This window comes from Nitrospiraceae bacterium (genome assembly GCA_020632595.1).
Lineage (GTDB): Bacteria > Nitrospirota > Nitrospiria > Nitrospirales > UBA8639 > Nitrospira_E.
The window spans coordinates 97,595-110,625 of the sequence record JACKFF010000007.1 but is presented as its reverse complement, the minus strand read 5'-3'; the positions used below and the strand labels follow the sequence as shown (position 1 = coordinate 110,625).

9 protein-coding genes are annotated in these 13,031 nt (G+C 50.8%); 7 read left to right on the top strand and 2 right to left on the bottom strand.

Going from position 1 to position 13,031, the window contains the following annotated elements:
• Positions 1-66: 66 nt before the first annotated feature.
• The 7 genes from H6750_13765 to H6750_13735 all read left to right on the top strand — a co-directional run bounded on the left by H6750_13765 (position 67) and on the right by H6750_13735 (position 9,269).
• Positions 67-4,026, top strand: a complete 3,960-nt coding sequence (locus tag H6750_13765; GenBank protein ID MCB9775373.1) for an AsmA family protein — start codon at positions 67-69, stop codon at positions 4,024-4,026.
• A gap of 193 nt (positions 4,027-4,219) precedes the next feature.
• The gene (locus tag H6750_13760; GenBank protein MCB9775372.1) at positions 4,220-5,371 is read left to right on the top strand and encodes a hypothetical protein; all 1,152 of its coding nucleotides are present in this window, start codon (positions 4,220-4,222) and stop codon (positions 5,369-5,371) included.
• 356 nt (positions 5,372-5,727) lie between these two features.
• Positions 5,728-6,243, top strand: coding sequence for a hypothetical protein (locus tag H6750_13755; GenBank protein ID MCB9775371.1), 516 nt, complete (start codon positions 5,728-5,730; stop codon positions 6,241-6,243).
• 48 nt (positions 6,244-6,291) lie between these two features.
• Positions 6,292-6,684, top strand: coding sequence for a phage holin family protein (locus H6750_13750; GenBank protein MCB9775370.1), 393 nt, complete (start codon positions 6,292-6,294; stop codon positions 6,682-6,684).
• A complete protein-coding gene (locus tag H6750_13745; GenBank protein MCB9775369.1) occupies positions 6,660-7,538 on the top strand; it encodes a DUF3618 domain-containing protein in 879 nt (292 codons plus the stop codon). Before H6750_13750 ends, H6750_13745 begins: the two co-directional genes overlap by 25 nt.
• Positions 7,539-7,906: 368 nt before the next feature.
• Positions 7,907-8,878 carry a YihY/virulence factor BrkB family protein gene (locus H6750_13740; GenBank protein MCB9775368.1) on the top strand — a complete coding sequence of 324 codons (972 nt, stop codon included), beginning with the start codon at positions 7,907-7,909 and terminating at the stop codon, positions 8,876-8,878.
• A gap of 85 nt (positions 8,879-8,963) precedes the next feature.
• On the top strand, positions 8,964-9,269 hold the full coding sequence (locus tag H6750_13735) for a plasmid stabilization protein (GenBank protein MCB9775367.1): 306 nt from the start codon (positions 8,964-8,966) through the stop codon (positions 9,267-9,269).
• A gap of 53 nt (positions 9,270-9,322) precedes the next feature.
• Here H6750_13735 and ligD read toward each other — a convergent pair whose 3' ends face one another.
• Together ligD and H6750_13725 are read right to left on the bottom strand one after the other, a co-directional pair.
• On the bottom strand, positions 9,323-11,944 hold the full coding sequence (gene ligD / locus H6750_13730) for a DNA ligase D (GenBank protein MCB9775366.1): 2,622 nt from the start codon (positions 11,942-11,944) through the stop codon (positions 9,323-9,325).
• Between the two features lie 102 nt (positions 11,945-12,046).
• The gene (locus H6750_13725; GenBank protein ID MCB9775365.1) at positions 12,047-12,907 is read right to left on the bottom strand and encodes a Ku protein; all 861 of its coding nucleotides are present in this window, start codon (positions 12,905-12,907) and stop codon (positions 12,047-12,049) included.
• Between the last annotated feature and the right edge of the window lie 124 nt (positions 12,908-13,031).

Sequence of the window (13,031 nt, the reverse complement as noted above, 5' to 3'; positions counted from 1 at the left end):
ATGGCAATCCTAAGCAAACATCTTTTCATGGGCCCCCATTTCCGGAATGAAAGCGGGTGATATTTCATGAAGCAACAAGAGAGACAGCAAGGGTGGAGTGGGAAACTTCTCACCTCAATCATCCTCCTCGCATGCGTGATTGTCATACCTGTTGCAGGAGGAATCATGCTGCTGAACTCCCAATGGTTTCTTCATTTCGCTGAATCCAGGCTGACGGAATCTCTGGGTCAACAGGTGACTATCGGCGCATTGAAGGTAGACCCAGGGCGTATTTCCCGGTTACGAGTTGAAAAGTTATGGGTCGCGAATCCGTCCTGGGCAGCAGATCCTTACCTGGCGTCGGTGGACGTTGTGGAGGTAGAGATCGACCTCATGAATATTCTGAGAGGCGATCCGCTCATCACCGACCTGCAAGCGACCGCACCAGTTGTACATCTGGAACGGTCTGGTCACGGCAAGAGCAATTGGGCGGAAACGAATAACGGGAATTCTTCCACGGATAATCCACAAAACGACCGGCAGCAGGACAATGCAACGTTTGCTTGGCCACGAATTAATTCCGTGACAGTCAAAGGGGGAAGAATGACCTATCTTGATCCTCGCAAGGATATCTTTCTTGCCCTGTCGTTCTATGCCGGAAGGAGAGAAGCCGGCATGGTTCAAGGCGGTGTGATGGCCAATGGGGGTGGACACCTTGCCGGAGAACCGGTCACGATTGAATTGTCGGCAAGGCCGGCGTCACCGGCAACACCTACACACGACAATCCTATTCAGTTGGCGTTACTCATCAACGCCGTTCAGACGAAATTGCATGTTGAAGGAGAAATTGATGCACTGGTCTCTCCTGAGAGGGCAGAGCTACAAATCCTGTTGGAGGGCAAAGACCTCTCCCGATGGAATGAGGTAATCGACACCGCCTTCCCGGCCTTTCCCACATATCAATTAGCGGGCCGTCTTCTGCTGGCTAATGAAGAATGGGCGGTTAATGACCTGAAAGCCATCGTCAAGGAAAGCGATGTGACGGGTACCTTGAAATTCATTCCCGAGGCCAATCCTGTCCGGATTGAAGGGCAGCTCTCTTCCACACGACTGGATATGGCACAACTTCAGGAATACGTTCCTCAACAACCAAACCCGGAACCATGGACCGTAAAAATCGGCAATATCTTGAATAGTATCGGCCAGGCCGCCTGGCAAACCAGTCTTACATATCGAGCCGATCTGATCGAAACAGGAATTGTGCCGGTACACAATGCCGATATCGCCTTGAGGTTGGAAGACCAGAGGCTCATCATAAAACCCCTATCGGCGGAAATGGCGGGTATTCAGCTCAACATCGAGACGCAGATATCCGTGGAAGAAAATCTGGCAAAAGGGCAAGTTCACCTGCGAGCTGAAAACAAAGACGCTTCAAACATGATTAAGATCGCCAACGCATTCACATCCGGATCGAACGCCATGCAAGACCTTCCCGGCAATCTTGAAATGAACCTTGCGATGAACATACACATGGTACCTCCACCAGATCAAAAAAAAGGCTCCCCGGTGGGAACCAGTCCCCATACACCAATCCATGTCGTTGAGTGGAGCACGCTGGACATCGAAATTTTCGATATTCGCTATACAGATCCTTCCACAAACACCCAGATCCTGGCGCACATGGATGAAAACATATCGGATGGCATGGTCATCAAAGCCAAAGGAGTTTTACGCAACGAACCGCTGACACTGACAGTGTCGGGGCCTACCGTCGACACTCTACTCGAGCCTTCACCCGATCATGCCCCACAAACACCGCTCTCTGCCGATTTACAACTGCTCAACACGACGGCTGCGCTTTCTGCAATGATTGAGCCCGCCTGGCCGCCCATGTGGATGGATCTGTCAGTTTCCCTTCACAGCGATGCCCCGTCCACTGTCGCGTCTCTGTTTGACATGAAAATTCCGGCATTGGAACCGATTGCAGTAAAGGGAAAACTGTCTAAGAGGTCACGGACCTGGACACTGGACAACCTGTCGGGCGTCATGGGCCACAGCGATTTTGCCGCAGCGGCTACCATTGACCCGGGTGACAGGACCCGTTTTTCAGCAACCGTGCATTCGGGAACATTCAATGTGGTTTCGCTGGTACCCCTGTCCGGCATCGGAGAATCTCCGGCACGACAACCCGGAACACAGAAAAGGGGAGGCTTACACATCCCCGACTGGCTGACGCATCTAGAAGGCATTCTCGAGATTTCTGTCGGAAACCTGGTGTTCCCGAATGTCACGTTAGAGGATGTTTCCATGGTGACAGGAATCGAGAATTGCCTGCTTCGCATCTCCCCGCTGACAGTGGAAATCGGTGAAGGCACGATAACGACATCGGCACTGCTGGATTTGCGCGATCCATCGCTGCCCTCCCGTCTTGAGACCGATATCCAACGGGTGGATCTGGATAAGGCCATGCAGGCGCTGGGGAACGAATCCGATAGCTTGGGAACGGTGAGCGGCCGTCTCGCCTTGAGTCTTTCGTCTGCAGAGCGCAACGTGAACTATCCGTTTGAGATGGAGGCCCTGGTTAATCGGTTGCGCCTCGACGAAATGCGGATACGCTATGATGATCCCGACTTACAGGCCAAGTCGGATTTACAGGTCCGGGCGGAAAGCTCCGGCATTCAGGTAAACGGCACCATAGAATATCGTGGAAATCCTGTTGATATACGCCTAGCAACGGGCTCCATTCAGAAAGCCTGGAGGGACTATCAGGCGATGCCGCTGGAGGCAACATTTTCCGTAAACGACACCGATATCGGACTGGACGCTACGATAGGAGATATATTTCCCCTGTCAGCCTTTAAGGGAAAAGTGTGGGTGAAAGGACCGGATCCGGCTCGTTTAGGCGATGCCTTAGGTATTCCCCTGCCGCATCTTCCCCCTTTTAAGTTAGAAGCTCTGCTTCACCGGAAGCAAGGGCCGGAAAACCGACAAACGGTCTCTCTGCAGAACCTGAGCGGAACGGTGGGAGACAGCGATGTCGCCGGCACCCTGCAGGTTATGACAGGCAGCGACCGTCCCATGGTCTCGACTCGCCTTCACTCACGCAAACTGGATTTCGATGATCTGGCCGGGCTGATCGGTGCACCGCCGGATCCTGAGGAAACCGCTTCAAAGGCACAGAAAGCCCGCGCCGAGGAAGCCGAAAATCGTCAGACGGTGTTACCGGAAAAACCCATGGATTTCACCCAACTCCGGAAACTGGATGCAGAAGTTGAATATGTGGCGACGGATGTTAAGGCACCGGACCTTCCGCTCAATGATTTTGCCCTGAATTTGACGATTGAAGACGGACATCTACAGATGGATCGACTGGATTTCGGCGTGGCTACCGGAACCGTGTCCATGCAACTTGAGGTAAATGCCCGTGAAGATCCCATCCAGGCGAAACTGCATACGGATGTTGATCATGTGAACCTCAGCCGACTGCTTGCCCGCTTCGACGTGGCTGATGATTCGTTTGGCAACATCGGCGGACGGGCGAAATTGTGGATGCGCGGAGAATCGTTGGCGGAGTGGTTGGGCTCTGCGGACGGCGGTCTGTTTTTAACCATGACCGGAGGGAAAATTGATGCCCTGCTCGTGGAGTTGGCCGGAATGGACTTCAGCGAAGCAGCGGCAGTACTCCTGAGCACGGATACGCGTGTCAAGATAGAGTGTGCCTATACCGACTTGCAGGCCCGCAGTGGTATTGTAACCATCCATCCCTTCTTACTGGATACCCAAGACACCAAATTCAAAGGTCACGGCTCGATCGATCTTCGCCAGGAAAAATTAAATCTGACCGTAGAGCCATATCCTAAGGACTTTACCATCATGAGTTCACGGGGCCCCTTACATGTCACGGGCACCTTTTCGAATCCGGAATTTTCTGTCGAACCCACTTTTCCCTCTCCAGAGTTTGGAATGGCTGACGATAGTGCCCGGTGTAGGGGGATGGTGGACGCGCTCCAGAACGCCCGAAAGAAGCAACTGGCAAACACAAACTGAGTCTGCTGTCCTATTTACCACCTACAATGTGAAATTGAACAGTGCTATCCCACCGTACCCCACATAACTAAGCATCAGGTGATGGGGAGAAAAGACTTCAGGGAAATTAACAGGTTTCTACGCAAATTTTCCGTGTTACGCTGAAAATTATATTTGGGCAGCCGTCCATCTCTGAGCCATCGAAAGGGACCCCATGTCAATCACCACAAACGATCTACAGGATCTCCTTGAACAAAAAGAAAGTCCATGTGTGTCCTTATACATGCCGACCCATCCCGCAGGTCCGGAAATCCGACAAGACCCGATCCGCTTGAAAAATCTTCTCAAAAAGACTGAACAGCAATTGACGGACCAGGGCATCAGGAACACAGACGCTCGGACCTGGCTGGCCCCTCTCTCAAAGCTCCTGGAGGATGAGCAATTCTGGCGGCATCAGGATCAGGGGCTGGCTATGTATGTGGCGAAGGATTGGTACCGTGTCTTTCATCTGCCTCTCAGTCTTCCCGAACTCACGATGGTGGAATCCCGGTTTTATCTGAAGCCCATCCTGCCCGTGTTCATGTATGGAGGAACGTTTTATCTTCTCGCGCTCAGTCAGAACCATATCCGGTTCTTCCAGGGTTCACAGGATGGCTTGCAGGAATTGTGCATACCAAACATTCCCCTCAGTATGGAGGAAGCCAAGCAAACCGAAGGCGGGGAGCAATCGTTGCAATGGCATACCAAAGCTCCCATTGCCGGCGACCAGCGGGCCGCCATGTTTCATGGACAGGGCGGTGGGGATGACGAAGCTAAATCCCGCATTACCAAATTTTTCCAACAGGTGGCAAAAGGTCTTCATGAGTTCCTTCACGATGCGCAGGCACGGTTATATTTGACGGGGGTGGAATATTTGATTCCGATTTACAAAGCTGCCAATACCTACCCTCATATCAAAGAGGAAGGGGTCACGGGCAATGCTGATGAAAAAAACCTTCATGAATTGCACCGGCAGGTCTTGCCCGTCGTGAAAGCGGATGCCGATCACGGCATAGAAGAGGCTAAAATCAAGTGTGAAGAGTTTTTGGGTACGACCAAAGCTTCCGATGATCTGAAAACCGTGGTTTTAGCAGCCCACGAGGGAAAAATCGATACCTTGTTCGTCGCCCGGGGAATTCAACAATGGGGGCGTATCGACGTCATGCAAAACCGGGTGGAAACGCAACCGAGAAAGTCCGCTGAATCACTGGAAATCTTAGATTTTGCGGTGGTGCAGACGTTACTTAAAAAAGGCACGGTTTATGCCCTCCCCCAGGAAAAGATGCCAGGCCGCACGTCGTTGGCAGCCATTTTTCGTTATGAATGAATTCCGCCGTTTCAAAATTTGTTGGGGCGGCGTCTCTAGATTCCCGCGGGTCATGGGATAGTAAAGCCGGTTGGGTTTTCTTTATTAGCCGGTCAGTCTGTAACACATACCAGGAATCTGTAGCGTTTTTCCCTGCGGCCGCATTCTCGCTCAGTCGGCAGAAGTCTTTTCAAGACTCCTCCAAGTGTCCTTAGAGCCGCACGCACTACTCTGAGGGCACCCTCGATATTTCGCGAAAATTAAGGGTTGTTGACAGTTCACGACTTCCTTCCTGTTGTTTATAAGTTATCGGCTGGGCTGCAGATGACTGCTGGAGTTGATAATTCGAGAGAATTTTTTAATGGAAGGAGACCGGGATGGCAAATGACATAAGAGAAAAAGCGAAAGAGATAGGGAAACAGGTTCAAAAAAAAGCGAATGAAGTGGGAGAGCGGGTTCGAACGCAAAGCACCGAATTGGCGAACCAGGCTCAAGATAAAGTAAAGAGCACACTCGAAAGCCGGAAACAAAAGGGTGTCGGGGAACTCAGCGGGCTGGCGGAAGCCGTCCGACAAACGAGTCATACCCTGCGGAAGCAACAGAAGGAGAGTGTCGCCCAATATGTCGAGCGGGCGGCGGAACAAATGGACCGGATGGCGCAATATTTCGATTCCCGTGATGTCGGGGAATTGCTGAACGAGACTGAAATGTTTGCCCGCCGCCATCCGGAAGCGTTTTTAGGGGGGGCCTTTATGCTGGGGCTTGTGGCCGGAAGATTTTTAAAGAGTTCCAGAGATCGAGGGATAGACGAATCCTCTTCCTATGAACAGCAGGAATCGTTCAGGAGGAAAGAAACCACGGCAACAACGACCCCTGCCGCGCCAACCATGTAACGGGAAATCCTTTTATTCACATTGAGGAGAACATAGAAGGAGGGTGTTATGAGTTTATACCAGGAAGAACGACCACTCAGTGATCTCTTCCGTGACCTGATAAATGAAACAAAAATCCTCATTCAACAGGAAATCCAGCTTTTGAAGCTTGAAATGTCGCAAAAAGCCACACAGGCAGGCAAGGATGTGGCCTTTTTAGCGGTAGGAGGGGCGCTGGTCTATGCCGGATTGCTGGTTCTTGTGGCAGCGGCCACGCTTGGTCTGGCGTTGGTCATACCCGGATGGGCCTCAGCCCTAATCGTCGGTCTTGTGGTCGTGGGGATCGGTTACGGTTTAATTCAGAAAGGCATCAGCGACTTGAAGAACATCAATCCCGCCCCGCAAAAAACCATAGACAGTGTAAAGGAGACTAAACAGTGGACGACCAACGCGCTCAATTAAATACGTTAGAAACGAAAAAGATTGAAGATCCTGCCCGGCTTCGCGAACAAATCCGAGAAACCAGAGCGGAACTGGATGAAACAGTTCATACACTTCAACAACGTCTGTCTCCGGATACCCTCAAAGAACAGGTCAAAAACGCAGCAATGGATAAAGTCGAAACAGCAAAGGAAAATGCCCGGACGAAGGTGAACCAATGGCAATCCATCCTGGTAGAAAGGGTCCTGAACAATCCCTTACCTACCGCCCTCATTGGCATGGGTCTCCTATGGATGATGAAACAAGCAGCCAATTCCTCATCAGCCAGAAGCAGATTTGGTAGGGACCGATATAGCGATGACTATTCCCTTGATCCCTATGAAGAGTGGCCGGAATATGCTCCCGAAATTAAAGCCGGACGCATTCCCAGAAAACCATCCCGCCGGGGAAGATCCCTGGACGCTATGAAAATTAGAGCACAGGCCTCGGGGCAACAGGCAAAAGAACAGCTATTCGAATGGACAGACCAGGCAAAAGAATCATTGGAAGACTGGAAAGGAAAGGCGTCACACCGGCCTGATGAAATTCGGGAACGCACACGCGAGCAGGGCGAACGCATAAAGGATGGAGTGTACGGGTATATACAGGAGAGCCCTCTGGCGATCGGGGCCATGGCATTTGCCCTTGGAATTGCTATCGGCCTTTCCCTGCCCCGGTCTGAAAAGGAAGATCAATGGATGGGTGATACACGCGACCGGTTGCTGAAGGAAGCCAAGGCAACCGCCAAGGAGATCATGCCCATGGCCAAAGAAGCCGCTAGTGAGGCGCAGCGGGCAGCTGGCGAAGCGATAAAAGAACAGGTCGGCCTGAGATAGAACGCAAGCCACATTCACGGTTGCATGAGCCGGCTCGTCCCATGGTCAGTATTGATATGTGAAGACTGACTGAAATATTCAGGTCGGGTCCCATTTCATCCATGGGTCTGTTGAAAAAAGCCGCCAGCGGCGTTCTCGCCATTTTTCCGTGCTCACGTACTACGCGTACGCTCCGCGCGTAGAAACGGTTGCGGCCTTGCTGAACGGACTCTTCGGGAAGACTCAGGGCATGCTTTTTTGAACCGACCCGGAGCCTTTGATGAGTCATCTAATCCTGGGCAAATTTGTCCTTGACAATCTTAATTATTCAACACTCCCATCCATGAAATTTACTATCCGGACAAAATTTCACAACAAGAGGAGATAATATGTCCCGTGCCACAGCTGAAAAGAAATTCGGCACAAGAGGCCGGAATGCGACTCAGCCCGGTCAAATCCCCAATACGGGGTGGTGGGACATCCTCCTACGCGTAAAGGATCAGATTTCACAGGATAACGTTTCGATTGTCGCCGCGGGAGTAGCGTTTTATGCCGTCCTCGCGCTCTTTCCGGCTCTGGCGGCCATGGTCTCGCTGTATGGATTGTTTACCGAAGTCTCTGATGTTCAGCAACAGATTACTTCTCTCAGTTCCTTTCTCCCGCAAGACGCCCAAACCTTGATCGAAGAGCAGCTGACAAGCATTTCGACCAGCGGTGAATCGGCGTTAAGTTTTGGAGCGATCGGGGGATTACTCTTTGCTATTTGGAGCGCCTCCAAAGGCATGTCTGCAATGATCACGTCCTTGAACATTGCCTACAATGAAGAAGAAGAACGGAGTTTCATCAAAGTTACCGCGCTGGCGTTAGGGCTGACGATGGGAAGTCTTATTTTTGTCATCCTGACTCTCTTTCTCATTACCCTGCTGCCGGCGGTTTTGGGAATGCTGGGATTCGACCAGAGAATACAAACGTTCTTTTCTCTCAGTCGTTGGCCGCTCTTGGCCGTGATCGTCATGGGAGGATTGGCCATCCTGTACCGGTATGCGCCCTGCCGGAATTACCCGAGATGGCAATGGGTGTCTTGGGGTGCCGGAATCGCCACGCTGATGTGGATAATTGGGTCGTCGGCTTTTGCCATTTATGCAAATGATTACAGTAGTTACAACCAGACGTACGGGTCACTCGGCGCGGCCGTCATTCTGCTGATGTGGTTCTGGCTGACCGCATTCATCGTCATGATCGGGGCCGAAATTAACTCGGAAATGGAACGACAGACGCGGGTAGACACGACGGAGGGTGAACCCGAACCGATGGGCCAACGCGAAGCCTATTCGGCCGATACCCTTGGACAGCAACACTGATCATTCCATAATGCTTGGATTCCATATCAATCCTCATTTAATCTCTGCACTAAGTGTTACGATTTTCCTATTTTAGGAGGTGAAAATGCCGAGAGGAGACAAATCCAAATACACCGGAAAGCAAATACGTCAGGCGGAAAAAATTGAAGAAGGATATAAAGAACGAGGCATATCGGAGGACGAAGCGGAACGACGTGCATGGGCTACGGTGAACAAAATGACCGGTGGAGGAAAGAAACCAGGGGGATCCGGTCGAGAAAAAGGGATGAATACCGCTCCGGCCAAAAAAGGCGGGAAAATAGGCGGCAAAGCTTCTGCCTCACGGTCGGAATCCGCCAAATCCGCCTCTGCCAAGAAGGCCGCCGAGACTCGTGCTCGAAAGAAGAAATGAACGGCATGGGAAAGCAACTCTTCCCGCAAGCGCATAGACCCGTTTATTAGGAATCAGAGAAGAGATCGGGATAGCGTCTGCCGAAGATCAAAAAATCCTTTCCATGGATCTGCCCTAAGAGTCTGAAGTCGATGAGGAAGAGTGGTAAGAGTAAAGAACTGTGAGCCGGAGATGAAAGAGAGTTCATCCCAACTCACGGGAGTGGAAACAGGCGCTCCCGGGAGAGCTCGGGTGCCATAGGTGGCAATAGAAGTCGCCCCGAAGCTGTTACGCAGATAATCAATGTATATTTTCTCTTTTCGTTTGGCCTTACTCATCGTCGCCACAAATCCCGAGGGGTGCGCCTGGGCAATTTCCATCGCCAGTCTGTGAGAGTAATGTTTTAACTGGTCCCATGTGATACGGCGTGTCAAGGGGGCCACGACATGCAATCCTTTTCCTCCTGAGGTTTTCACAAAACTTTCTATCCCATCTCCTGAGAGACGATTTTTTAACATAAAGGCGCCTTCAACCACCTGTTCCCACTTCACGCCGGGACCGGGGTCCAGATCGAGGACGAGACGATCGGGTCGATCCGTCCGATCCTTCCGGCATCCCCAGGGATGAATTTCCAATACGCCCATTTGCACCAATGCGATCAGCCCCTTCACGTCATCAATCACCAAAAATGTATTTTCTGCGTTCGTTTCTTTTTCCCGGATCAGAATGCGGTGTACGGAATCCGGAAGAGATCCCGAGGCATGTTTTTGGTAGAAACATTTTTGTTCAGATCCCCGAGGACACCGCACCAGCGTTAGTGGACGGCCGGCCACATGAGGCAGCACCCACTTGGCAATCTGTTGATAAAATTCCGCCAGATTACGTTTCGTGATGCCCTGTTGAGGATAGAGGATCTTTTTAGGATGTGTAAGCGCAAGTTCCGGGTTTTCCGTAGAGATATCCGGCGAGGAATTGGAACGCCGGCTGGAAGAATCGAGTGGTTCGGAAAAACTCTTGTTCATAAGGTGTGGAGTTTCTTTGATGATTTCTTCTGCCGGTTTATCCTCACGGAGACCAACAAACGAAGGATGGCGCAGCATCCCGTCACGTGTCCATTCAAAAAACTCTACCTCGGCGACAAGGTCAGGGTGTACCCAATGCACCTCCCGAATGTCCTTTTCGGAAGGCAACCGGGCAAATGGAGGATGAGACTGCGGCCGCTTGGCCAGAAGCGCATGAACACGTTTAAGCCGTTGGTGGGTAAAGCCGGTGCCCACCCGTCCCGCATATTGTAAATGTCCCCGCTTATCAAAGTAGCCCAATAGCAGTGCTCCGAAAAATGTTCTGGATCCCGAAGGGATGGTATACCCGCCGATGATAAATTCCTGCCGATGGTGGCATTTGACTTTGACCCATTGCTTTGAACGAGCTTGGCGATAGGGACTCATGGCATATTTGCTGACAATTCCTTCCAAAGCCCGTCGGCAGGCCTGTTCGAATACACGTTTTCCATGACCCTGAATATGATCGCTGTATCGGACGTGCAAGGCCGTCCCCTCCGGCATAGATTTGATTAATTCCCATAGCAATTCTTTTCGCTGGAGGAGCGGGGTCCGACACAGGTTATACCCTTCGCAGTAGGGCAGATCGAAGACAAAGTAGACCAGAGGGTCGGAGGCTTCACCCTTCAAGACATTTTGCAAGGCCTGAAAATCGGAGGTGCCGTTCGATCGAAGTACGACAACCTCCCCGTCAAGGATGCCCTGTTGAATTGGCAATGCCTTCAGCGCTTCAGTAATGTCGGGAAATTTTTTTGTCCAATCCTTTCCGTTTCTGGTCAACAGGTGAATTCTTCCGTTGTTCACAATGCTGACAATACGATACCCATCGAACTTGATCTCGTGCAGCCAATCCTCTCCTTGTGGAGCAATTTTGACCAATGTCGCCAACTGGGGATGAAAGGATGCGGGTTGGGAAGAGGACACGGCGGAAGGAAGGTCTGACGGATCAGGGACGCGGGAAGCTCCGGAAATCACATTCCCCCGTGGAGCCATACGGGAGGAACCGCTTTTTGTGGAACTGTTTTTCGACTTTGGTTGGCAACCTGGTTTCTGCCTGCTTCTTTTCTGATTCACCTCGGCAATCTCTTCCAGTGATCGTCCGGTGGCAACACTCACGGGGGCTATGTCAATAATATCGGAATGTTTCCCTTTGAGGGCTACCGAATCCTTTTCTTTGATCAGCAACCAGTTTTTTTCTTCTTTGGCTTTTGCCCCTCTCATCCGAATCAGGCTCCATCCCCCTTTCAGCTTTTGGCCTTTTAGAAGAAATTTCAATCGTCCCCGGTCGTAGGATTGTTGGGGATTTCCTTGGGGGACCCATTGTCCCCGATCCCATATCATGATGGTCCCTCCGCCATATTCTTCTTTGGGAATGGATCCTTCAAAGGATCCATATTTGACAGGGTGATCCTCAACATGAACGGCCAGACGCTTGAGGGAAGGATGTAAACTGGGACCTTTCGGAACCGCCCAGCTTTTTAATACACCGTCCAGTTCGAGCCTGAAATCATAATGCAACCGGCTTGCCGCATGCTTATGGACAACAAACGAAAACCCCTTTTTCCGGAAGATCGTCCCACGAGGTTCCGGGGATTTCTCAAACTGCCGTTTACCCTGATATTCCTTTAATCCCATGTTTGTGACTCCCTGCGAGCAGCCTTGAGTGTCTTCGTCTTGAAGGACTGAAATAAAGACCCTTCTGCTTAGTCAGGCGAGCAATTAGCGATGAAAGGGACTTTAACTGGCCTTACGGGATTTTCGAGTGGGGGCGGATTTACGTTTTTTGGCAGGGCCGGAGGATTTGGCCTTTTGAACGCTTTTCTTTAATAAGGACATGATATCAACGACTTGTCCTGAACCTGATTTCTCTTCTTTGGCGACAGGGGGGACGGATGTTCGTGACTGGGCATTTTTCGATTTCTTTTCGATCCATTGCAACAAGGCATCACGGTAATCATCTTGATAACACTGGGGTTCCCACTTGGTGCTCATGGATTCCACCAACTGTTGGGCCAAAGTCAATTCTTTTTCTGAAATTTTATAGGATTTCATACTCGCCCCCGGCACATCCAATTCTTTCACATTGCGGATTTCTTGATAAAATCGTAGAAGCTCCAGCAACAGAACCTGTCCTTGAGGAATAAGCGCGGCTAAATACTGGCGTGTTCGGATAACGACTTTGGCAATCCCGATTTTGCCACTCCGACGAAGCACTTCCCGCAACAGCACATATACTTTTTCACCCTTTTTGTCGGGAACAAGATAATAGGGTTTATCAAAGTACTCGTAGCCGATATCTTTTCCATTGACAAAATTTTCGATTTCAACTGATTTATTCACTTCAATGGCAACTTTTTCAAAATCGGCATCATTTAACAGAACATACCGACCCTCTTCGTATTCAAACCCTTTCACAATGTCCTGCCATGGCACCTCTTCACCCGTCTCCTCGTTCACACGTTCATATCGCACTCTGGCATGATTCCGGCTATCCAATAACCGGAAATGCAGGTCAAATTGTTTTTCAGCTGAATGAACGACAACGGGAATGGTGACCAGACCAAAGGTAATGTGCCCTTTCCAAATTGGCCTGGTCATCACTGAACCCTTTTCTCGCTCCATTATCGATTGGGAAAATATAATACGGGGATACCTATCACCTGGACCGTTCACGTGGGAACTGCCCGTGGAATCATTTTTTATTCCTTTTTCCGTCTTAAAC